The organism is Caulobacter endophyticus, assembly GCF_029543245.1.
GTDB lineage: Bacteria > Pseudomonadota > Alphaproteobacteria > Caulobacterales > Caulobacteraceae > Caulobacter > Caulobacter endophyticus_A.
Genome location: NZ_JARQWV010000002.1, coordinates 119,262 through 142,274 on the forward strand (window position 1 = coordinate 119,262; position 23,013 = coordinate 142,274).

Below are 23,013 nucleotides of genomic sequence, written 5' to 3' on the forward strand. Positions count from 1 at the left end.
CGCGTCCGGCAATAGCGGTGCTAATCTGTCGGGGATGGGACAGGGCTTCATGCTTTTCGAGACGGCGATCGGTCGCTGCGGCCTGGCATGGGGCGCGGGCGGGCTGATCGGCGTGCAGTTGCCCGAGGCCGCGCCCGGCGCGGCCTGGGCGCGGCTGCGCAAGCGCTATCCCGACGCCAAGGAGACCGCGCCGCCCCCCGAGGTGGACGAGGCGGCCGACCGCATCATCGACCTGCTGGCCGGCAATCCCGGCGGAGGGCGCGACGACCTGTCCGACGTGGCGCTGGATCTGACCGTGGTGCAGCCCTTCAATCGCCGGGTCTACGAGATCGCCCGCGCCATCCGCCCGGGCGAGACCTCGACCTACGGCCAGGTGGCCAAAGCGATGGGCGAGCCGGGCGCCATGCGGGCGGTGGGAAAGGCGCTGGGCGAGAACCCCTGGCCGATCGTGGTGCCCTGCCACCGGGTGCTGGGCGCCGACGGCAAGATTGGCGGCTTCAGCGCCGACGGCGGCGCGACCACAAAGGCCCGTCTGCTGACCATCGAGCGGGCCAGGGTCACCGACGTTCCGACCCTGTTCGACATGGACTTCTCGGTGGCCCCGCCCAAGGGGCGCTGAGCCAGGCGCGAAGAAAAAGGGCGGCTCCTTCGAGCCGCCCTTTCCGTTCGATCACTCGTCCGCGATGACGGCTCCGCCGAACTGGCACTGCTTCTGGAAGAACCGCTCGATCTCGGTCAGCTGAACCTCCATCATGTCGGGGGTCATGGTGATGTAGCCATGGCCCATGTCCTTGATCTCCATCCACTTGTAGGGCTTGCCGGCGTTCTTCAGCCCGTTGATGAAGCGCAGCGAGTCCTTGATGTCGACGTTCTCGTCGCGGTCGCCGTGATAGAGGAAGATCGGGATCTTGGCCTCGCCGGCGTTCTGGATGGCGTCGAGGCCGTCCACCGAGGGCTTCTGGCGCTCGCGCAGGATGCGGCTGTTGCCGGTGGCCTTCTTCATTTCCGACAGGCTGCCGCCGGCGCCCGAGACCGCGCACCGATAGATGCCGTTGGGCCGGATGGTGGCGGCCAGGGCCGCGTAGCCGCCGTAGGAATAGCCGAACATGGCGATGCGGGTGGGATCGGCCAGCTTCTGGTCGATCAGCCACTTGGCGCCGTCGTCCTTGTCGTCCTGCATCTTGCCGCCCCATTCCTTGTCGCCGGCGCGCCAGAGCTTTTCGCCCCAGCCCATCGAGCCGCGGAACTGGGGCTGCAGCACGACATAGCCGCGCGAGGCGAAGTACTGCACCCAGCCGGCGGGATCCCAGTCGAGCTGGTCGCGCGACCACGGCCCGCCGTGCGGATGGATGATCGTGGGGTGCGGGCCGGGGCCGAAGCTGGCCGGCGGCGTCGTCAGGAAGGCGGGAATGGGCAGGCCGTCGCGGGCGATGTACTGGACCAGCTTGGTCTGGCCCAGGCTGTCGGTCTTGACCCACGGGCGCGAGCTGCCCAGCAGGGTCAGCTTGCCGGTCTTGTCGAGCAGGTAGTACTCCGGCGGCAGTTTGGGACCCGAGCGCTCGACGATGACCACCTCGCCGTCGCGCGACCAGTCGACGATCGAGACGTCGAAATCGGACGAGGTGTTGAACCGCGTCTTCAGCTCGGTGTCGGGGTCGGTCCAGCTCACGGCCTCGGTCTTGACGCCCAGCGCGGTGCGGGCGGCCTTGAAGCGGGCGCCGATCTTTTCGTTGACCCAGTAGATGGCGCCGCGCGCGTCATTGTAGCCGACGCCGAGCAGCTCGCCGTCGTTGCTCAGGATCACGTTGCCGGCGTCGAACAGCTTGTGCTCGAACAGGGGCTCGACGACCTTCTTGGCCGCGATGTCGTAGACGTAGACGCCGCGCTTGCCGTTGTTCACGACCATCGACACGTAGGCGATGTTCGGGTCGTTGCTGAAGCCCAGCAGGTTGTTGAAGTTGCGGTCGCGGGCATAGGACCGGAAGTGGTCCTCCCAGGCGCCGGTGGTCGGGTTCTTGATCTGCTGGACGAAGTAGGCCTTGCCGCCATCGTAGCCGAGCTCGGTACGGCCGCGGATCTCGCCCTTGGCGTTGGTGATCAGCCCGTCATAGCGGAAGTAGTCGGTGTGATCGATGCGGCTGGGCGTGTTGGTGTAGATGTTGACCTTGTAGATATCGCCTTCCCGGCCCTTGCGGCGGTCGAGCACCAGAACGTTCTTGGGATCCTTCGGCAGGTCGTCGATGACCTCGGCGTTCTCCAGCGCCCGCACGACCTGGTCCGCCTCGCTCTTGGCCACGCCGGTCGTGCCCAGCGGATTGATCCACGACTTGCCTTCCAGGTCGGTGATGTAGGTCTTGCTGATGTGGCCGTAATAGGCGTCGAAGCCGGTCTCGGGGATCGCGCCGATGGTCAGGGTCTGCATGGCCATGACCCGCAGGCGGTCGTTCTTCACGAACTCCACGCTCTTGAAGGTCATGGCGGTCGATCCGATGATCGTCGGCGGCTGGTCCAGCGCGTCGGTCCGCCAGACCGAGATGTTGACCTTGACCCCGTCGCTGGAGGTGAGCGCGGCTATGTGCTTGCCATCGGGCGAAAGAACGACGTCCGATATCATAGCGTAACGGGTAAGATCTTTCGCGCTGGGCGCTTGGGCGGGAGCCGGCGCGGGAGCCGCGAGCGCCGCGACAGGACCCGCGGACAGGGCCGTGGCCCCCAGCACGGCGGCCATTGTAGAATTCATCAAACGCTTGGAAAGCAACAGGATTCCCCCGAATCTGCATGAGCGCGCGCAACAGACGCGCGCAGCGTGGGGTTGATGTTTGCAGCGTCTCCGCTTTCCCCTCAACCCCTGCAATTGCTTGGGGCGGCCAGCAGTTTCATCCAAGGATCATCGTTCTTCGAGGTCGCTTCCGCCGCCACTGTGGGCAAAACTGTGTCGTATTTGCTACGATCACGGACATCCGCGTCACAATTTGGCCAAGTCCGTTGAGGTGGGTCGCAAACCTGTTACGGTTTGCCCAACCGACGGTATGGGATGTGTCGTCGGCGAAAAGCAGTGCGGGGGCAGCCCGCGGGGGAATTTCATTGATGACGTTTGATAAGAGAAATCTGCTTGCGACCACGGTGATCGCGGGTATCGCGATGCTGGGCGCCGTTTCGGCCGCCTCGGCCCAGACCAGCGCGCCCAAGCCGGCCGAGCCGGCCGCCAACGAGGTCGAAGAGCTGATCGTCACCGGCTCGCGCATCAAGCGCTCTGAATTCAACAGCGCCTCGCCCGTGACCGTGATCACCAGCGAAAGCGCCGAACTGCAAGGCCAGGTCGACACCGCTTCGATCCTGCAGAGCTCGATCCTCGGCGCCACCGCCCAGCAGATCAACAACAACTTCACCGGTTTCGTCACCACCGGCGGCAACGGCGCCAACACCCTGTCGCTGCGCGGCCTGGGCGCCCAGCGCAGCCTGACCCTGATCAACGGCCGTCGCGCCGGTCCCGCCGGCATCGGCGGCACCGTCGGCCCGTTCGACCTGAACGTCATTCCGAGCTCGGTCGTCGACCGCACCGAAATCCTGACCGGCGGCGCCTCGTCGATCTACGGTTCGGACGCCATCGCCGGCGTCGTGAACATCATGACGAAGCGCAACAGCGACGAAGGCGAGATGGCGGTCTACGCCAACGTGCCGTTCAGCAAGGGCGGTGAAGTCTACCGCGCCAACATCTCCAAGGGCTGGACCTTCAGCCGCGGCTACGTGAACGTCGCCGGCGACTACTACCAGTCGAACGGTCTGCGCTTCAAAGACCGCGACTACCTGAACTGCCCGCAGGACTACACCTTCGATCCGACCACCGGCGCCCGTCGCGACCTCGTCATGCCCGACGGTTCGTACAAGTGCCTCAACACCCTGACCGGCATCTACATCCGCGGCACCGCCCGCTACATCCCGGACACCACCGCCGTCTCGAACGGCTGGGACCTGAACGGCTTCCGCCGCGTCAACGGCGGTCTGGCCGCCGTCACCGCCGACCTGCGTACGGATCTGGCCGGCGTCCAGTCGGCCTACTCGATCACCTGCGGCAGCAGCACGACCGGCAACTGCGCCAGCCCGCTGGCCTTCGCCCGCGCCAACCAGGCGCTGCAGACCACCGACTCGCCGCTGCAGGGCTACCGCCACGCCGTGTCGCCGGTGACCCGCAAGTCGATCTTCGTCTCGGGCGGCTTCGACCTGACCGAGAAGACAGAAGTCTACGGCGAACTGCTGCTGAACCGTCGTGAATCCGAGCAGCGCAGCATTCGCCAGATCGGTCCGACGATCAATGCGGCCAACCCGGGCAACCCGTTCAACATCGTCAACAACCCGAGCTACGTCGGTCCGACCGGCGCGCCGCTGGCGGCTTCGGCGTTCTCGCCGATCTTCGTGCTGCCGGTCACGCGTGACCAGAGCGTCGACTACGCCCGCGTCGTTCTCGGCGTCCGCGGCGTGCTGCCGGAATCGCTGCCGGTTCTCGGCAACTGGGACTGGGACATCTATGGCCAGTACTCCAAGTCGTCGGGCGACTACGGTCAGGACTTCATCTACAACGACCGCCTGCTGGCCGTTTCGGGCGCCGCCCGATGCAACCAGGCGCTGGTGACGATCTCGGCCAACATGCCGAACGCCACCTGCCCGACCAACGTCAACCTGGGCAAGGTCTCGACCGTCGCCGGCAGCTACCTGACGCCGGAAGAGTACGCCTTCCTGAACGGCTACGAGCAAGGCCACACCGAGTACGTCTACCAGTACGTGGAAGGCTCGATCAGCGGCGACCTGTTCAAGCTGCCCGCCGGCATGGTCGGCGCCGCCGTCGGCTTCCAGCTGCGCAAGGAAAGCCTGGACGACGTCCCGGGCTACAACAGCCGCAACAGCAACTACAACGGCGCCGCCGCCTCGGCCGAAACCCACGGTTCGGACGAAGTGAAGGAACTCTTCGGCGAACTCGAAGTGCCGCTGCTGAAGAACCTGCCGTTCATCGACAACCTGACGCTGAACTACTCGGCTCGCTACTCGGACTACAAGTCGTACGGCTCGAGCAGCACCTACAAGGCCGGCCTGAAGTGGAACATCAACTCCACCTGGGCCCTGCGCGCCAACAAGGGCACCTCGTTCCGCGCTCCGGCGCTGTACGAACTGTACCTCGGCTCGTCGACCAGCTTCCTGGCTCAGAGCACCGACCCCTGCTACCAGTACGGCACGACGGCGGGCGTCACCGACCGCCAGAAGACCAACTGCGCGGCTCTGGGCATCGCTCCGAACTCGACGCACGGCCTCGCCGGCTCCTACACCATCTTCGCCAAGGGCGGCGTTGGCTACCTGGAAGCCGAAGAGTCGGACAACAAGTCGATCGGCATCGTCTTCACGCCGAGCTTCATCGACCTGAACGTCTCGCTCGACTACTCGGAACTGACGGTCAACAATCAGGTGCAGCGCTACGGCGCTTCCAACATCCTGGACTCGTGCCTGGATGCGCCTGACTTCCCGACCAGCTCGTACTGCAGCCTGATCACCCGCAACACCGACGTCAATTCGGCCACCTTCGGCGCCGTTCTGACCGTGTCGGACGCGTACCTGAACGTGGCCAAGCAGTGGAACAACGCCATCGACCTGAGCGCGGTGTACCGTCACGAGCTGCCGCACGGCACCCTGACCGTCACGGGCCAGTTCACCTGGACCCTCGACTGGTACACCCAGCTGACGGGCGGCGCTCCGGCGTTCAAGAACCAGGGCTTCACGGGTTACCCCGACTTCGCGGGCCGCACCGGCGTCGCGTACAACCAGGGTGACTGGACCGTGACCTGGGCCACCCAGATGATCGGCAAGACCTCGGACGTCGACGACGCCATCAGCGGCTACGGCACGGACCTCATCGCGTACCGTGACCAGACCGCCTACGTGAAGCGTCACATCGAGTTCAACGCCACGCACGACATCTCGGTCCGTCGCAAGTTCGACGACATCACCGTGATCGCCGGCATCAACAACGTGTTCGACGAGCAACCGCCGTTCTACTCGACGTCGTCGGCGAGCCGCTTCTCGAACATGCGTCTGGCCTCGTCCTACGACATCCTCGGCCGTCGTATGTTCGTGAACGTCAGCAAGAAGTGGTAAGAAAACCAGTCCTCTAAGAGGGTCGGGAAGGGCGGCGAGGGCGACCTCGCCGCCCTTTTTCTTTGTCCGTTCGGGGCCTTGCCGCGCCCTCAATCCGTGCAGCCCCCCGCGAAGGCGGGGAAGCTCGGTGAAAGCTGCGCGCGAGGACTGATGCATGAACGAAAACAGCCGCCCGGGGCGACCCGGGCGGCTGTCTGTGTCTTGAAATCCGATGTGTGTCGGGCGGTCAGGCGACCTGGGCGGCCAGCCCTTCGAGCACGCGGCGCAGGTCGGCCTCGCGGAAGGGCTTCTGCAGCACCGCCGAACCCTTGTGCGGTTCGGTCAGGCCCGCCTCGCCGTAGCCGCTGGCGAAGGCGAAGGGCACGCCGCGGGCCTTCAGGGCGTCGGCGACCGGGAAGATCGGGCGGCCGCCCAGATTGACGTCGAGCAGGGCCGCGTCGATCTCGGCCGAGCCGGCCAGGCGCAGGGCCTCCTCGATCTCGGCGGCCGGGCCCACGACCTCGCAGCCGAGATCGCCGAGCATGTCCTCGACCAGCATCGAGACGAGGGCCTCGTCTTCGACCACCAGTACCTTCAGGGCGGCGAGGGTCTTCATCTGTTTCACGGCTCCAGGGCGGCGAGGGGCAGCGTCATGGCGCAGACCAGGCCGGATTGATCATAGGCGAGACGGACCACGCCGGACAACTCGCCGGCGAGGCCCTTCTCCAAAAGGCGGGCGCCGAAGCCGCGACGGCTCGGCGGGGTGACGCTTGGCCCGCCGCGTTCGGTCCAGCGCAGGACCAGGCGACCCGGCGCCTCGGGCGGGGCGATCGTCCAGGTGACGGCGACGCGGCCCTCGGGAGTCGACAGCGCGCCGTACTTGGCGGCGTTGGTCGCCAGTTCGTGCACGGCCATGCCGACGGCGACGGTGGCCTTGGGATTGAGCCGCAGGTCGCGGTCGTAGTCGAACTCCAGCCGTTCACGGCCGGCGAACGCCTCGAGCTCGGCGTCGACGATCTCGCGCAGGCTGGCGCCCTCCCAGTTCTGCTCGGTCAGCAGGTTGTGGGTCTGGGAGAGGGCGATCAGCCGGGCCTCGAAGGCCTCGCGGAAGGCGGGCAGGTCCTCTGCGGCGCGCAGGGTCTGGGCGGCCATCGACTGGACGGTGACCAGGGTGTTCTTGACCCGGTGATTGAGCTCGTTGAGCAGCAGCCGCTGGCGCTCCTCGGCCCGCTTGCGCTCGGTGACGTCCAGCGACACCCCGGCCATGCGCCGCACGCCGCCGCCGATCACCGGGGTCTCGTCGCGCACGGCGGCCCGGCCGCGGGCGTGCACCCAGCGCGTCTCGCCGCTGGGGATCACCACGCGGTACTCGATGTCATAGTCGCCGCCCGTGCGGATGGCCTCGTCCATGGCCGCCAGCATCCGTTCGCGGTCGCTGGCGTGGATGGTCGCCACCAGGTCGTCGAAGCCGAAGTTCTGGTCGGGCGTGCGGCCGTAATTCGACTTGCAGATGTCCGAAGCGTCGTAGGCGCGGGTCTCGACGTCGAGCTCCCAAGAGCCCAGCCGGCCGGAATCGAGGGCGAACTTCAGGCGCTCCTCGGTGCGCCGGCGCTCGGTGAGTTCGCGATCGCCCGCCTCGCCCGCGCGGCTCCATTCGATGGCGACGGCGGCCTGGGCGGCCAGGCCGACGATCACCGTCTCGGCTCGCGAGTCGAACCGGCCGGGATCGCGATGGCCGAAGAAGAGGCCGCCCAGCACCAGGCCGTCGGCGGTCTTGACCGGGGCGGCCAGATAGCTGCGCACCGGCAGGTGGCCCTCGGGCATGCCCTTGCGCGGAACGTTCTGGCCATAGCGCGGGTCGGCGGTGACGTCGTCCGAACGCACCACGCCCGTGCCGTCGAAGGTGGGGGCGAAGATCGCCGTCTTGCGGGGCATCGGGAAGTCGGCGAACGCCTCGGGCGGCGCGCCGGCCAGGCCGTAGAGCATGTAGCTCTCTCCGGCCTTGTCGACGACGTTATAGAAGAAGGCTCCGAACTGGGCGCCGATCAGCTCGACGCCGCCGTCGATCACCGCCTGGACAGTCTCGCCCAGGCTCTGGTGCGCGCCGATGGCCGCGGCGATGCGACTGAACGCCTGGTTACGGCGCACCTCGTCGGCATGCGCGGCCTGCGCTTCGGCCAGCCTTCGGCGGAGATCGGCAATCTCCTCCGTCGCGGACACGGCGTCGGCCTCCAAAACGGTCACCTAGGCTCCCCCCTAGACCCCTGCGCGGACACTCCGGCGCGTCGTCCTCAACGCGCCGGAACCGCAGCGGTTCCGCCGATCGTAAACAAGCTTGGCTTTTAGGGAAGCGGTGACGTGAAACGCTTGTCTCGCCCCGACGCGATAGGGAGGCGGATGGCCTCAGCCCGCCGCGCCCTCGGCCAGCAGGAAGGCGCGCAGCGGGGCCGGATCGACGCCCTTGGCGACGAAGGCCTCGCCGATCCTGCGCACCAGCACGAAGGTCAGGGCCCCGCCCTCGGCCTTCTTGTCCTGGCCCATGTGGGCGATCAGGGCGTCGGCGCCGAAGGGCTGGCTGCGCACCTCGGCCAGGGTGGTCGGCAGGCCCGAGGCCTTGATCGCGGCCACGGCGCGGACGGCGTCCTGGGCCGGGCACAGGCCTTGCGAGGCCGAGAAGCGGAAGGCCTGGGCCATGCCCACGCCGACGGCCTCGCCGTGCTTGAGCGCGTCGCCGAAGCCCATCTCGGCCTCGATCGCGTGGCCGAAGGTGTGGCCGAGGTTGAGGAGGGCGCGGCGGCCGGCCTCCTTCTCGTCCTCGGCGACGATTTCGGCCTTCATTTCGACGCTGCGGCCGACGGCGCGGACCAGGGCTTCCGTGTCGCGTTCGAGCACGGCGTGGACGTTCTTTTCCAGCCACTCGAAGAAGTCGAAGTCGCCCAGCAGGCCGTACTTGATCACCTCGGCATAGCCGCAGGTCAGCTCGCGGGCGGGCAGGGTGGCCAGCACGTCGAGATCGGCCAGAACGAGGCGCGGCTGGTGGAAGGCGCCGATCAGGTTCTTGCCGCGCGGGGTGTCGATGGCGGTCTTGCCGCCGACCGAGCTGTCGACCTGGGCCAGGAGGGTGGTGGGGATCTGGATGAAGTCGACGCCGCGCTTGTAGATCGCCGCCGCGAAGCCGGCCAGGTCGCCGATCACGCCGCCGCCGAAGGCCACGATCATGTCGCCGCGTTCCAGGTTCAGGGCCAGCAGCTGGTCCGACAGGTGGGCCAGGCCTTCGAAGCTCTTGGTCTCCTCGCCCGGCGGCAGCACGATGACGTCGACCGCGGCGCCGGCCTTCTCCAGCGACACCGACAGCCGCTCGACATGGTGCTCGCCGACATTGGCGTCGGTGACCACGGCGCAGCGCTTGCGCTTGGACAGGAACGGCAGCACGTGCTCGCCGGCCTTGTCGATCAGGCCCGTGCCGATGACGACGTCATAGGCGCGATCGCCCAGGCCCACGGGAACGGTGCGGATCACGGTCTTACTCTCCGGTGGCGGACGCGGCGGCGAGGCGGCCCTGCAGGGCGGCGATGACGGCTTCGACGGCCACCATGTGGGGCGTGTCGCCGGTCTCGACGGTCAGGTGGGCCTCGCCATAGGCGGGATAGCGGGTGACGGCCTGCTCGCGCAGGACGTCCATCGGGTCGCGGTTCTTCAGCAGGGGGCGGCCGTCCTTGCGGCCGACGCGGCGGGCCAGCAGCTCCAGGTCGGCCTTCAGCCAGATGGCGATGGCCTTGTCCTTGATCAGGGCGCGGGTCTCGGCGTTGACGAAGGCCCCGCCGCCGGTGGCCAGCACATGCGGCGGCTCGTCCAGCAGGCGGGCGATGACCCGGCGCTCGCCGTCGCGGAAGGCCTCCTCGCCCATCTCGGCGAAGATTTCGGGGATAGAGCGGCCGGCGGCGCGCTCGACCTCGTTGTCGGCGTCGCGAAACGGCAGGTCCAGGGTGTTGGCCAAGCGCCGGCCGACGCTGGACTTGCCCACGCCCATCAGCCCGACCAGCACGATGGTCCGGTCACGGAGGTCTGGATAGCGGGGCGGAGCGAGTTCGGCGGTCATGGTCGGCTTCCCCGATACACGACCCGCGCCCGCGCCGCCACGCTTGGGACTGCGGTTATTCCTGGGGCGGGCGTTAGTTTTGGGGGAGGGGGCGGTGCTGGGGAGGTCTACATTCCCTCGCCATGGCCGGGAAGGCGCGGCCCCTCTCCCATAGGGAGAGGGAGGGGCCCGCCGCGAAGCGGTGGGAGGGTGAGGGGTTACGAGGTCGGACGATGTGCCGGCGCTCCGTCGAACGCCGTAACCCCTCACCCCGACCCTCTCCCTATGGGAGAGGGAGATCCCTCTAGAACTGCGCCTTCACCTGCGCGCCTACGGCCAGGGCGTTGGGGGTGTCGCGATAGCCGAAGGCGCCGGGCTCGATGACGTACTGCACGTCGGGGCGGACGGTCAGCCAGCGAGTCGCCTGCCAGCCGTAGCTGAGCTCGATCGCGGTCTCGCCGACCGGTAGGGCGCCGTAGTCGACCGGCGTGGCGGCGGCGTCGACATAGGCCTGGCGCAGGCGTGGATTGAGCCGGGCATGGACCACGCCAAGGGCGATGGTGTCAGCGTCGCGGCCGCGGAAGGTTCCAGTCTTCACCAGGCCCGCCTCATACCAGCGGGTGATCGGGGCGGAGGCCTTGGGATTGCTGGTGAACTGGCCAAACAGCGACAGGCCCCGGTTTCCGCTTCCCTCGCGCCAGATCATCTGGTCGGCCAGCAGGTAGACGCCGTAGCGGCCCTTCACCGTTCCGGTCTCGCCCTGCCGCGTGACGCGCGAGCTGTCGTAATAGGCGCCCAGCTTGTAGTGGCCCGGCAGGCCGCCCTTTCCGCCGCGATCGTATTCGACCTCCAGCGGCAGCATGACGCCGGTCGAGCCCGAGGCGAACGGCCGCCAGGCGTTACGCTTGTCGTTGAGGGCCGGGTTCACCTGGTAGACGCCGGTGCGCACGAGGACGTCGGGACGCACGGCATAGCGCGCCGCCACGCCCCAGCGGGCGTTGGGATAGTTGTACCAGCCACTGTCGCCCGACATCGACAGCGGGTGGGCGCAGAAGGCGGCGTTGACCAGGTTGCAGCCGATGGCCATGCCGCCCAGGTCGTTGCCCATGGCGAAGAAGCCGGCCCGCAGGTCCAGCCGCCCGCCGTCCAACTGCTGCTCGATGGAGAGCTCGGTCAGGCGGGTGTACTGGCCGCCATAAGCCTCCTGGATCGGCAGCCGGTTGCCGACCACGTCGGACGATACGCCCTTGCCGCGCCGGTCGTTGAAGGTCAGGTGCAGGATCCCGCCCGACCAGCCGGCCAGCTTGTCGAGGTCGAAGTCGGCGCCGACCCGGATCTGCTGGGTGTAGCCGCCGCCGCGCCGCAGGCCGCCGTCCAGCACGCTGAAGGTCTCCGAGACGTAGTCGCCCCGGAAGATGATCCCGTCTTCGGCCAGGTCGGTGCGCTGCCCGCCCCAATCGCCGGTCAGGGTGGTGCGTTCGCCGGCGAGGGCGGGCGAAGCGCAGGCCAGGGCCGCCGCGAGGCCCGCGGCGGCGCCCAGCCGTTCGATCAACCCGCTCATTTCAGCGCGTAGGCGATGACGTAGTCGCCGCGATCGGGCGACTGGCGCGCGCCGCCGGCGGTGATCACCACGTACTGCTTGCCGGTCTTGGGCGAGCGATAGCTCATCGGCCCGCCCTGGCTGCCCACCGGCAGGCGGGCCTTCCACACTTCCTTGCCGGTGCCTGAGTCGAAGGCGCGCAGATAGTAGTCCTGCGTGCCGGCGAAGAAGACGAGGCCGCCTTGTGTCGCCAGGCTACCGCCCAGGGTGGGCAGGCCGATCGGCATGGGCAGGCCCATCTTGATCCCCAGTGGGCCGGTGTCGCGTACCGTGCCGACCGGCACCTGCCACTTGATCTTCTGGGTGGTCATGTCGATGGCGGTCATCGTGCCGTAGGGCGGGGCCTGGCAGGGAATGCCCAGCACCGACAGGAAGCGGTTCTTGTCGACCGAATAGGGCGTGCCCTTCAGCGGCACGGCGCCCATGCCGGTGTTGACCGCCTCGCCGCCGCCGGCGGCCGCGACCTTGCTGGTGTCCTGCGGGATCATCCGCACCCACAGGCCAAGGCGCATGTCGTTGACGAAGATGGTGTTGGTGGTCGGGTCGGTCGACAGGCCGCCCCAGTTCATGCCGCCCAGCGAGCCGGGGAAGCTCAGCGACTTGTCGGTGCCCGGCGCGGTGTAGAGGCCTTCGTAGCGCATGCCCTTGAAGGCGATGCGGCACAGAAGCTGGTCGAAGGGCGTGGCGCCCCACATGTCGGCTTCGGTCAGGGTCTGGGCGCCGATCTGCGGCATGCCGGTCGAGCGCGGCTGGCTCAGGGCATAGGGCTCGCCGGGGATGTCGGCGGCCTTGACCGGCGTGTTCTCGACCTTGGTCAGCGGCTGGCCGGTGGCCCGGTCGAGCACGTAGAGCTGGCCGGCCTTGGTGCCGAAGACGAGGGCGGGGGTGGTGCCGCCGCCGGCCTTGGGGAAGTCGATGAAGCTGGGCTGCATCGGCACGTCGAAGTCCCACAGGTCGTTATGGACGGTCTGGAAGACCCACTTCTCGCGGCCCGTGGTGGCGTCCAGCGCCAGCATCGAGGCGCCGTAACGGTGGTCGAGCGCGCTGCGGGTCTTGCCGTAGAGGTCGACCGAGGCGCTGCCCACCGGCATGAACACGGTGTTGGAGGCCGGATCGTACGACATCGACGACCAGACATTGGGGGTCGAGCGGGCATAGGTCTTGCCGGCCGGGGGCGCGCCGGTGATCGACGGATCGCCCGGATCGAAGGCCCAGCGCAGGGCGCCGGTGATCACGTCGAAGCCGCGCACCACGCCGCCGGGCATGTCGACCTGGACGTTGTCGGCGATGCGGCCGCCGACGACGATGGTCGTGCCGGCCAGGGTCGGGGCGGCGGTCAGCTGGTACTGCGGGTCGGGCGCGTCGCCCAGGCCCGCCTTCAGGTCGACGCGGCCGGCGGTCCCGAAGTCCTGGCAGGCCTTGCCGGTGTCGGCGTCGAAGGCCATCAGCACGGCATTGATGGTGTTCATCAGGATGCGGCGACGGCAGGGCGCGCCTTCGGGCACGGCCGCCGTCTGGACGGGCGTCGCGCCGGCGGCGGTCGGCTGGAGCAGCGGCGCGCCGGCGTCGAAATAGGCCAGGCCCCGGCAGCGCATCCAGACCGAGGCCTTGGCGTCGACGATGGTCTTCCACTTTTCGCGGCCGGTGTCGGCGTCCAGGGCGATGACGTTGTTGTGCGGGGTGCAGATGTAGACGGTGTCGCCGACCTGCAGCGGGGTGTCCTGGTCCTCGGCGCCGTTGCCGTCGCTGACCGCCACGTCGCCGGTGCGGTAGGTCCAGGCGACCTTCAGGCCCTTGACGTTATCGCGGGTGATCTCGTCCAGCGCCACGAAGCGGCTGGCGCCGGGGGTGTTGCCGTAGGCCTCCCAGTTCTTCTGGGCCTTGGCCGGGGCGACCGGGATCAGGCCGCCGGCCGTTCCGGCGAAGGCGACGGTGGGGTGGGGGAAGAACATGGCGGTGAAGCCGGCGCCCGCGCCCAGGGCCAGCACCGCGCCGGTCGCCAGGGCGGGAACGAGGGCCGAGGGCCTGCCGCTGGCCCGCGCCATCAGCGGATAGGAGAAGGCCACCACGGCCGCGCCGACGCTCAAAGCCAGCAGGCGCGAGATCAGCGGCCAGAACGCAAAGCCCGATTCCCACAGCGCCCAGACCACTGTGGCGACGAACACCGCGCCGAACAGCAGGGCGCCGCTCGCCTTGGCCCGGCCGATCTGCACCCCGGCCGCGACCAGCGCCAGGCCGGCCAGCACGAAGTAGGGGCTGCCGCCCAGAACCAGCAGCTTGCCGCCGCCGATCAGGAAGAAGAGGCCAGCGGCGACGATGACCGCGCCGAGCAGCAGCAGCCACAGCCGCGCCAGCGGACTGACGGCTTTACGGGTGTCGGACAGGGTGGAGGGCATGGGGTCTCCCGTGGATGATCGACGCGGCTCGACCACTCCCGTCCGAACTGATGGACGTATGGAGCCCCCCACGGGCTCAAGCTCACGCTAGGTAAGCGTCACATTCGCGCTGTGAACCCAAACCCGGCCGCCTGCAAGCTTTTCTGGCCGATCAAGGTTACGCCCTTTGGCCGCGCAATCGCCGTCCAACCGTCTTCTGCCTGCCGCGCTTCCTTGCCATAGTAGGGCTCATGGCTTCCTCCCCGCGTTCCCCGCTGGCGCTCGCCGCCGTCGTTTCCGTCCTCGCCGTCGCGACCGCGCAGGCCCAGGACGTGGCCGTGTCCACGCTGGCGCCCCCGGACCTGTTCTCTAACCCCGCCGCCGACACCGGCCTGCCGGGCGACCTGTGGAAGGACGCCTCGCCGGGCCTGATGCGCGAGACCCTGCCCAAGCTGGGCGCTAAGCCGCTGTCGCCGGCCTTCGCCGACTTCGCGCGGCGGGTGCTGGCCACCGGGGCGCGGGCGCCGGCCGGCGTGGGCGACGATCCCGAGATGGGCGGGGCGCGAGCCATGGCCCTGGTCGCCCTGGGCGAGGCGGCCGGCGCCAAGCGCGTGCTCGACCGCACGCCGGGCCTGGACCAGAACGCCGCCCTGGCCATGGCCGCGGCCGAGGCCAACCTGATCGCCGGCGACGACGACCGCGCCTGCGCCGTGGCCGACGCGCTCAGCGCCGATCGCGGAACCGGCTACTGGCTGCGGCTGCGGGCCTTCTGCCAGGCGCGGGCCGGCCAGACCGCCGAGGCCCAGCTGACCTTCAACCTGGCCCAGCAGCAGGGCAAGGACGCCGACTACGCCCGGTTGATGCCGGCCCTGCTGTCGGGCGCCGCGCCGACCGGCGGCGCCAACCTGCGCACAGGGATCAACTACGCCCTGTCGAAGAAACTGGGGCTGGACATCCAGGCCGGCGCGGCCACCGCCACTCCGGCCACCCGCGGCCTGCTGGCCCCGCCGGCGGCGGACCTAGCGGCCGCGCAAAGCTCCGACTGGGCGTTCCTGAAATCGGTCAAGCCCGGCGCGGACTTCGCCGCCGCCGCCCGCGCCGCCGCGCCGCTGATCGCGGCCATGGTCGCCGCCGACGCGCCGCTCACCGATCCAGGCCTCTTCCTGCGCGCGGCCCTGACGGCCGGCGACGTCAAGACCGCCCAGGCCATTCGCGGGAAGATGACCGGCGACGCCATCCCCGGCGTCGGCAATCAGGACCTGGCCCTGTTCGACGCCGCCTTGGCCGCAAGCTCGGGCGGCTCGACCGACCAGGCGCTGGACCGGCTGGTCGAGCTGGGCGCCAATGGCGGCGCCAAGTCTCCGGCCCAACCGGCCGCGGTGGTGCTGCAGGCCCTGGGCGGGGCGCTGAGTCCCGAGGACCGCGCCACCTTCGCCGGTTTCGAGGCCGGCAAGTCGACGGCCTCGGCCGCGCGCCTGGCGCTGCTCGATACGGCCGCCGCGGCCGGTCGCAAGGGCGAGGCCGCCGTGCTGGCCCTGTCGGTCGCCGCCGACGCCGGGACGGCCGGCCCCTCGGCCGCCGATCGCGCCCGCATCGTCACGGCGCTGAACCGCGCGGGTCTGTCCGCCGACGCCCGGGCCCTGGCCGTGGAGGGCCTGCTGCCCGCGCCGCCGGCCCCGCCGGCCGCCAAGCCCGCCGCCAAGCCGGCGCCGAAGAAGAAATGAGCGGCCCCAAAGCGGGCGGAAAAGCCGAGGGCTGGGTCGAGGCCTTCCTGGAGATGATGGCCGTCGAGCGCGCGGCCGCCGCCAACACCCTGCGCGCCTACGAGAGGGACCTGGCCGACGCCCGGGGCTTCCTCGGCCGCACGGGCAATGACCTGGACGTCGCCGACGCCGAGGCCGTCGAGGCCTATTTCCAGGACCTGGGCGCGCGCGGACTTTCACCGGCTACCGCCGCCAGGCGGCGCTCGGCCGTGCGGCAGTTCTACCGCTTCGCCCTGGGCGAGGGCTGGCGCACGGACGATCCGTCCCGCCGCGTGGTCGCGCCCAAGGCCGGCCGGCCGCTGCCCAAGGTGCTGTCGCGGGCAGAGATCGACGCCCTGCTGGCGGCCGCCTCAGAGAAGGACGGCGCCCAGGGCCTGCGGCTGTCGTGCATCATCGAGTTGCTCTACGCCTCGGGCCTGCGGATCAGCGAACTGCTGGCCCTGCCGCTGTCGGCGCTGGCGCGCGATCCGGCCTTCCTGATGGTCAAGGGCAAGGGCGGCAAGGAGCGGCTGGCCCCCCTGAACGACGCGGCCCGCGCGGCGGTGAAGGCCTATCTGGAGGGAAGGCTGCAATTCCTGCCAAAGGGTCAGAAGGACAGCCCGTGGCTGTTCCCCTCGCGCGGCAAGGGCGGACGGCTGACGGCGCGGCGGGTGTCGCAACTGCTGGAGGACGCGGCGATCGCCGCCGGCATCGACCGCGAGAAGGTCAGCCCCCACGTGCTGCGCCACGCCTTCGCCACCCACCTGCTGGAGGGCGGGGCGGACCTGCGGGTGATCCAGACCCTGCTGGGCCACGCCGACATCGGCACCACCCAGATCTACACCCACGTGGCCGGAGAGCACCTGGCCGAGGTGGTGCGCACCAAGCATCCGCTGGGGAAGAAGGGCTAGGGGCGGGCGACCTTCGTCAATCTGTCATGGAACCCGGGCAGTAGCGCGGGGCGGCGACGGTGGGGTCGTCAGTCGACGGAGGGAAAGTCATGGCCTTGCGGAAACTTCTGGTCGGCGCGGCGGCGATCGGGCTCGCGGCGCTGTCGATGACGTCGGCCCTCGCCCAGGAGGCCGCCCAGCCTATCCCGCGCTCGCCGGGCCTGCCGTTCAAGCCCAAGGGCCTGCCCGACCGTATCGTGCTGACCGCCGGCGCGGATCCCTCGCGCGAGATGGCCGTGGCCTGGCGCACCGACCCGCGCCAGGCGAGCGCCGAGATCCAGCTGGCCCCAGCCATCGACGGCCCCAGCCTGGCCTTCCACGCCAGGACGCTTTCGGGGACCAGCAAGGCGATCGACAGCGCCAACGGTCCGGCCCTCTATCACCAGGCGCGGCTGACGGGCCTCTCGCCGGATACAGCCTATGTCTACCGCGTGAAGGGCGCCGAGGGTTGGAGCGAGTGGCTGCAGTTCCACACCGCCGCGGCGACGTTCCGCCCGTTCCGCTTTCTCTATCTGGGCGACACCCAGAACGGCATCCTGCCGATCGGTTCGCGGGTGATCCGCCAGGGCTTCCAGTCGACCGCCGCCCCGGCCCTGGTGCTGCATGCCGGCGACCTGGTGGCCCAGCGCGACGACCTGGACCACGACGACGAGTGGGGCGAGTGGACGGCGGCCGGGGCCTATAACTTCTCGACCGTTCCGCAACTGCCGGCCACCGGCAACCACGAATATGTCGACGTGACCAAGGCCGACGGGACCGAGAGCCGCAAGCTGGGTCCCTACTGGCCGCTGCAGTTCGCCCTGCCGGACAACGGCGCCGAGCCGGTGAAGCAGACGACCTACTATGTCGACTATCAGGGCGTGCGGTTCATCATCCTGGACGGTACGGCCGCCCTCAACCTCGGCGCGCTGGAGGCCCAGACCCGCTGGCTGGACCAGACCCTGGCGGCCAGCAAGGCCAAGTGGAACATCGTCACCTTCCACCAGCCGATCTTCACCTGCGCCCGCCCCAAGGACACCGAAGAGCTGAAGGCCGCCTGGAAGCCGGTGTTCGAGGCCCGCAAGGTCGATCTGGTTCTGCAAGGCCACGACCACTGCTACGCCCGCCTGACCAGCGAGGCCGGCAAGGCCGACGCCGCGCGCCGCCACAAGGCGGGCCAGCCGCAGGGTCCGGTCTATGTGGTCTCCGTAGTCGGCTCGAAGATGTACGCCCTGAACGACCGCGCCCTGACCCAGCCCGACAAGGTCGCCGCAGACACCGAGTTCTACCAGGTGATCGACGTGGGCGCCGACAAGCTGGGCTTTGCGGCCTACACCGCCAGCGGCAAGCTCTATGACGCCTTCACCCTGAAGCGCGGCAAGGACGGCGCCAAGACCCTGGTCGAGAGCACCGAGTCGATGCTGGCCCAGCGGGTCTGCACCGGCGCCACGGGGCCGGACGGCGCGCCTTGCCTGGGGCGGGCGAAGTAGGGGCGGCGAAACCGCTTAGACTTTTTTCCCGACGCGCTCTAAGAAGCCCGTACTTTTTGTGCGGGCTTGTCTTGAAGCCCAGGGAGCCTTCCATGTCCGACGAAACCCGCGATTCCAACGGCGCGATCCTGGCCGACGGCGACAACGTCACCCTGATCAAGGACCTGAAGGTCAAGGGCTCGGGCGGGGTGACCCTCAAGCGCGGGACCCTGGTCAAGAAGATCCGCCTGACCGGCGATCCCGACGAGATCGAGGCCAATGTCGACAAGGTGAGGGGCCTGGTGCTGCGCACCGAGTTCGTCAAGAAGGCGTAGGATCGGGGGAAGGGGGCGTCGGCGTCCCCCCCCTTTTTCTCCGAGCTTCCCCGCGAAGGCGGGGATCCAAGCGGCGCCGGCGGGATCTTGCACGGGCCGCGCTCCATCTCCGGACCTCAGCTTGGGTCCTCGCCTTCGCGGGGATTGGGCGGTGGAGAGCGGGCCAGGAATGACGAACTCGCCACGTTCGCTCCCGTCGCCAGAAATTCCCGTCTCGTCTTAACCGTTTAGCCGGGGTTGGGCGCGATCCTGCCGGCGATTTCGTCGGGGGACGAGGGGATCGCGAGTACGCGTATGGTGGCTTTGAAACGGTTCGAGGGCGATGGGCGCCAGACGCGTCTGCTGTTGGCGTTGATCTTCGCCTACGCCGTCACCATCGCCTATTGCGACCTGCTGACACGCGGGCCGTCGGGGATGGCCACCCTGTGGCCCTGCAACGGCCTTTTGGCCGGCGGCCTTGTCCTGCTGACGCCGCGCCGCAGCCTGATCCTGCTGGCTCTATCCACCGTCTGCCACGTCCTGCTGGACCGCCTCGGCGGCACGGCCCCGGCGATGACGGCGCTGTTCACGGTGCTCGACACCATCGAGGCGGCGGTGATCGCGGTGGTGCTGCGCAAGGCCTTCGACGGGCCTCCGAGGATGAAGAACCTGACCCAGGCCCTGAAGGTGGTGGGGCTGGCCCTGCCGGTCACCGCCGTGCTGGCCGTGGTCGGGGCCTTCGCCAGCGCCCCGATGCTGAGCGTGTCGCTGCCGGTGCTGGTCAAGAACTGGATGTTCGTCAACGCCCTGGGCATGACGGCCGGCCTGCCGATCGCCCTGATCCTGTTCGACCCGCACATCCAGCGCGGCTTCGAGCGGCCGGTCTGGGAGAAGATCGCCTGCTACGTGATGGTGGCGGTCGCGGCGCTGATCGCCTTCGGGCGGCCGGGCCACACCCTGCCGTTCCTGGTATTTCCGGCCGGGGTGCTGGTGGCCTTCCGGCTGGGTCCCAAGGGCGCGGCCTGGACGACGGTGATCGTCGCCGCCATCGCCGCGCCGCTGAGCGTGCTGGGCATCGTCGCCGAGGCCGCGACCCGCGCCCAGGCGTCCGAGCGGATGCACGCCTTGCAATTCCTGGTCAGCGCGCTGCTGTTCACCTGCCTGGCCGCCGCCCTGGCCCTGGCTAACCAGCAGCGGCTCAAACAGCTTCTGGTGCGCCGCCAGGCCCTGGCCCGCAAGGCCCAGGCCCGCGCCCAGGCCGCCAGCCAGGCCAAGACCGAGTTCCTGGCCACCATGAGCCACGAGATCCGCACGCCGCTGAACAGCGTGCTGGGGTTCACCCGCCTGCTGGCCGACCGCGACGACCTGGCGCCCGAGGCGCGCCGTCACGTGGGCCTGATCGACGGGGCCGGCGGCGCGCTGCTGACCCTGGTCAACGACGTGCTGGACTTCTCGCGGGTCGAGGCCGGCCGGGTGGAATTGCAGGCCGAGCCCGCGCGCGCCGAGGCGGTGCTGGGCGACGCCGTCGCCATCGTAGCCCAGGACGCTCGAGCCAAGGGCCTCGCGCTGGAGATCGAGATCGCGGGCGATGCGGAGCGACATCACGGTCTCGACGCCGACCGCCTGCGCCAAGTGCTGCTGAACCTGCTCAACAACGCCGTGAAGTTCACGCCGGCCGGCCGGGTGACCGCGCGTCTGGCCGTGACGCCCGGCGAGGCCGGCGACCTGCTGCGCATCGAGGTCGTCGACACCGGCATCGGCGTGCCGCTCCAATTGCGCGACCGGCTGTTCCAGCGCTTCAGCCAGGGCGACAGCTCGGTGACCCGGGCCTTCGGCGGCGCGGGCCTGGGCCTGGCGATCAGCAAGGCGCTGGTCGAGCTGATGGGCGGGCGCATCGGCATGACCGCCAACCCCGAGCAGGGTTCGACCTTCTGGATCGAGCTGACGGCGCAGGTTTGCGAGGCCGCGCCGCGGTGCGTGGCGGCGGCCGGGGGGCGGATCGCCTCGGCTCGTGTGCTGCTGGTCGACGACCACCCGATGAACCGCGAGATCGGCGGCGCCTTCCTGGCCCTGGCCGGCTGCGAGGTGATCACCGCCGAGAACGGCCGCGAGGCGGTGGAGATGGCCTCGGGCGGCGGCTTCGACATCGTGCTGATGGACATCCACATGCCGGGCATGGACGGCCTTTCCGCCACCCGGGCCATCCGCGCGCTGCCGGGGGCGGCCTCGGCCGTGCCGATCATCGCCATGAGCGCCGACGCGCTGCCCCAGCAGATCGCCCAGTGCCGCGAGGCCGGAATGGTCGACCACGTGGCCAAGCCGATCCAGAAGGACGTGCTCTACGCCACCGTCGAGAGCTGGCTGGCCGAGCCCGAGGCGGCCTAGGCGGCCGCCGTCCGGGGGCGCGTCCAGCGGTCCAGGCCGTGAAGAGACAGTCCCGCCGCCAGCAGCAGGCCGAAGGCGGCGATGTTCAGCCAGGCGAAGCCCAGATGCGACGGGGCGGGCCAGAACGCCATCAGCAGGGCGCTTCGGGCCGTATGGGCCAAGGCGCCGACCAGGACGGCGACAAACAGGCCGCGCGTGCGTCCCCTGACCACGAACCAGGCCGCGGCCGCGAAGCTGAAGCCCATGATGAGCGTCAGCATGAAGTTCCACGGTTGGAACTGCATCAGGCTGTCGATCGCCTGCTCGGCGGAGACGCCGCGGAACATCCCCCGCCGGCCGGCCCATCCGTCCATCCCGCTGAGTTTCAGGTCTGCCAGGGCGAGCAGCCAGTAGCTGGTCGGGAGTACGTGGAAGGCGGCGGCCAGCATGGCCAGGGCGGCGACGAACAGGCGAACTGAAGTCAGGGCGATGCGCATGGGGTTCATCCTTCGGCGATAGGCGGCGAGCACGCAGCCGGCGGCGAAGGCCAGGGCCTCGTCCGGAGCGTCGATGGCGGACAGTTCGGCCTTCATGCCCGCGGCCCAGTCGCGCTGGGCGGCGGGTAGGACGGCGGCGGCGTGGTCGAGCAGGCGCTCGGCGAGGCTCATGGGCGCACCGCCGAGGGTTGGAGCGGCACGGCGCCGGGCTGGGCTTGCGCGCGCTGGCGGGCCAGGGCGACGCCGTTGGCGGTCAGGCGATAGGCGTGACGGGCGGGACGGCCTGGCTGGAGGGGCTGGCGCCACTCGGCCTCCAGATAGCCCTGGTCGGACAGCCGCATCAGCAGCGGATAGAGCGTGCCCGACTTCAGGCCCGTCTCCTTGGACAGGTCGTAGCCGTAGCGCCAGGCCTGGGGCTGGGCCAAGAGGGCGGCGAGCACGCCGATCGTCTGTCGCGAAATGTTGGGTGCGCGGGTCATGTCGCCATTAGCGATATATGTAGAGTTTTAGTCAAGCGCGATCGTAACGACGTTCTTTCATGCCGCCGCGTCGAGGCGCGCGAGGCCGTACTCCAGCCGTCCTTCCCAGGTTTCCAGCAGCAGCTCGCCCTCGCCGAGGGCGGCGTGCAAGTGGGCCAGCGGCCAGCAGGCCTGGCCCTCGGAGAGGCGGGCGTCCGGGCGCTCGCCGGCGGCCAGGGTCAGGAACATCACGGCGTAGAACAGGTGGCTGACCCGCCGGGCCAGGGCCAGGCGCGCCCGCTGGCGGTCGGTGGGCGGGGCGCCGAAATAGACGGCGAGCAGGCGGTCGGCGGCCTGCGGCGAGGGCGCGAACAGGTTGGCGATCGCGGCCAGGTCCACATAGCGATCGGTCAGGAAGGCGGCCTCCCAGTCGACCAGCCAAAGGCGGCGCCCGTCGCTGAGGATGTTGCGGGGATTGAGGTCGTTGTGGCTGGAGACCGGCTCGACGCCGGCCGCGCGGCTGGCCGCGCTCAGGCATGACCACAGCGCCGCGGTCCGGTCGCGGGTTCCGGCAGGCAGCAGCGGCCTGGCCAGCAGGCTTTGCACCAGGCCGTCCAGGGCGTCGACATAGTCCGTCAGGGGCGGGAAGGCCGGGGTCTCGTGCAGCAGGCGCACCGTGCGGGCCAACTCGTCCAGCAGGGCCGGGCCGCCGCCGGGAAAGTCCGACAGCGGCTGGGCTTCAATCCACTCGACGATGGTCACGCCGCTTTCCGGGTCGGCATGGCGCAGGCGGGGCGAGAGCAGGGCGTCGGCGGCGATCTTCTGGCAGGCCTGGGCGCGGGCCGGGTCGCGCACGGCGTCGCGGGCAGGGTCGACCCGCAGCGCATAGGGGATCCCGCCGACGCGGATGCGCCAACTGCCCGCCCCCGAGAGCCCGCCGGTCAGGCGGGTCTCGGCGTCGACGACATCGGTAGCGAAGGTCGCCCGCAGGGCGCGGGCGACGGCGGGGATCCGGGCGACGGACATCGGGCGGCCTCTCGAAAGTGGCCGCTTAATTTACCCGGATA

17 protein-coding genes and 1 pseudogene are annotated in these 23,013 nt (G+C 69.6%); 7 read left to right on the forward strand and 11 right to left on the reverse strand.

The annotated features are described in order from the left end of the window. Positions 1-34 precede the first annotated feature (34 nt). Positions 35-619 (forward strand): methylated-DNA--[protein]-cysteine S-methyltransferase, encoded by a 585-nt coding sequence (locus P7A99_RS02585; protein ID WP_277792382.1) that lies wholly within the window; start codon positions 35-37, stop codon positions 617-619. Positions 620-670: 51 nt separating this feature from the next. Here the strand turns inward: P7A99_RS02585 and P7A99_RS02590 are convergent, their stop codons facing one another. Continuing rightward, positions 671-2,614: an alpha/beta hydrolase family protein gene (locus P7A99_RS02590; protein WP_277792383.1), complete on the reverse strand. Its 1,944-nt coding sequence runs from the start codon at positions 2,612-2,614 to the stop codon at positions 671-673. A 473-nt stretch (positions 2,615-3,087) separates the two neighbouring features. Here P7A99_RS02590 and P7A99_RS02595 point away from each other — a divergent pair, with 473 nt between their 5' ends. Next, on the forward strand, positions 3,088-6,141 hold the full coding sequence (locus P7A99_RS02595; RefSeq protein WP_277792384.1) for a TonB-dependent receptor domain-containing protein: 3,054 nt from the start codon (positions 3,088-3,090) through the stop codon (positions 6,139-6,141). 226 nt (positions 6,142-6,367) lie between these two features. Here the strand turns inward: P7A99_RS02595 and P7A99_RS02600 are convergent, their stop codons facing one another. The 7 genes and pseudogenes from P7A99_RS02600 to P7A99_RS02630 all read right to left on the reverse strand — a co-directional run bounded on the left by P7A99_RS02600 (position 6,368) and on the right by P7A99_RS02630 (position 14,194). Next, entirely contained in the window at positions 6,368-6,736 is a 369-nt protein-coding gene (locus tag P7A99_RS02600; RefSeq protein ID WP_101714994.1) for a response regulator, read from the reverse strand. 5 nt (positions 6,737-6,741) lie between these two features. Then, positions 6,742-8,364: an HWE histidine kinase domain-containing protein gene (locus P7A99_RS02605; protein ID WP_277792385.1), complete on the reverse strand. Its 1,623-nt coding sequence runs from the start codon at positions 8,362-8,364 to the stop codon at positions 6,742-6,744. Positions 8,365-8,523: 159 nt separating this feature from the next. Further along, positions 8,524-9,639 (reverse strand): 3-dehydroquinate synthase, encoded by a 1,116-nt coding sequence (aroB, locus tag P7A99_RS02610; RefSeq protein ID WP_277792386.1) that lies wholly within the window; start codon positions 9,637-9,639, stop codon positions 8,524-8,526. 4 nt (positions 9,640-9,643) lie between these two features. After that, positions 9,644-10,219 carry a shikimate kinase gene (locus P7A99_RS02615; RefSeq protein WP_277792387.1) on the reverse strand — a complete coding sequence of 192 codons (576 nt, stop codon included), beginning with the start codon at positions 10,217-10,219 and terminating at the stop codon, positions 9,644-9,646. 141 nt (positions 10,220-10,360) lie between these two features. Then, positions 10,361-10,498 (reverse strand): annotated as a pseudogene (locus P7A99_RS02620) (hypothetical protein); the annotation flags it as partial. A 4-nt stretch (positions 10,499-10,502) separates the two neighbouring features. Further along, positions 10,503-11,759, reverse strand: coding sequence for a carbohydrate porin (locus tag P7A99_RS02625; RefSeq protein ID WP_277792388.1), 1,257 nt, complete (start codon positions 11,757-11,759; stop codon positions 10,503-10,505). Further along, positions 11,756-14,194 (reverse strand): membrane-bound PQQ-dependent dehydrogenase, glucose/quinate/shikimate family, encoded by a 2,439-nt coding sequence (locus P7A99_RS02630; RefSeq protein WP_277792389.1) that lies wholly within the window; start codon positions 14,192-14,194, stop codon positions 11,756-11,758. The genes P7A99_RS02625 and P7A99_RS02630 overlap by 4 nt, the downstream gene beginning before the upstream one ends. Before the next feature lie 230 nt (positions 14,195-14,424). Here P7A99_RS02630 and P7A99_RS02635 point away from each other — a divergent pair, with 230 nt between their 5' ends. The 5 genes from P7A99_RS02635 (at position 14,425) to P7A99_RS02655 (ending at position 21,012) form a co-directional block, all read left to right on the forward strand. Then, on the forward strand, positions 14,425-15,897 hold the full coding sequence (locus tag P7A99_RS02635; RefSeq protein ID WP_277792390.1) for a hypothetical protein: 1,473 nt from the start codon (positions 14,425-14,427) through the stop codon (positions 15,895-15,897). Then, positions 15,894-16,826 (forward strand): site-specific tyrosine recombinase XerD, encoded by a 933-nt coding sequence (locus P7A99_RS02640; protein ID WP_277792391.1) that lies wholly within the window; start codon positions 15,894-15,896, stop codon positions 16,824-16,826. The genes P7A99_RS02635 and P7A99_RS02640 overlap by 4 nt, the downstream gene beginning before the upstream one ends. An 89-nt stretch (positions 16,827-16,915) precedes the next feature. Then, entirely contained in the window at positions 16,916-18,334 is a 1,419-nt protein-coding gene (locus P7A99_RS02645; RefSeq protein ID WP_277792392.1) for a purple acid phosphatase family protein, read from the forward strand. Between the two features lie 92 nt (positions 18,335-18,426). Then, positions 18,427-18,648: an alkylphosphonate utilization protein gene (locus P7A99_RS02650; protein WP_116487796.1), complete on the forward strand. Its 222-nt coding sequence runs from the start codon at positions 18,427-18,429 to the stop codon at positions 18,646-18,648. A gap of 294 nt (positions 18,649-18,942) precedes the next feature. Then, on the forward strand, positions 18,943-21,012 hold the full coding sequence (locus P7A99_RS02655) for an ATP-binding protein (RefSeq protein ID WP_277792393.1): 2,070 nt from the start codon (positions 18,943-18,945) through the stop codon (positions 21,010-21,012). Here P7A99_RS02655 and P7A99_RS02660 read toward each other — a convergent pair. Genes P7A99_RS02660 through P7A99_RS02670 form a run of 3 tightly spaced genes read right to left on the reverse strand, consistent with a single transcriptional unit; the run spans position 21,009 to position 22,972 of the window. After that, positions 21,009-21,659 (reverse strand): hypothetical protein, encoded by a 651-nt coding sequence (locus tag P7A99_RS02660; protein WP_277792394.1) that lies wholly within the window; start codon positions 21,657-21,659, stop codon positions 21,009-21,011. The genes P7A99_RS02655 and P7A99_RS02660 overlap by 4 nt on opposite strands. Then, positions 21,656-21,967, reverse strand: coding sequence for a PadR family transcriptional regulator (locus tag P7A99_RS02665; protein ID WP_277792395.1), 312 nt, complete (start codon positions 21,965-21,967; stop codon positions 21,656-21,658). The genes P7A99_RS02660 and P7A99_RS02665 overlap by 4 nt, the downstream gene beginning before the upstream one ends. A gap of 57 nt (positions 21,968-22,024) precedes the next feature. Beyond that, positions 22,025-22,972 (reverse strand): phosphotransferase, encoded by a 948-nt coding sequence (locus P7A99_RS02670; protein WP_277792396.1) that lies wholly within the window; start codon positions 22,970-22,972, stop codon positions 22,025-22,027. Between the last annotated feature and the right edge of the window lie 41 nt (positions 22,973-23,013).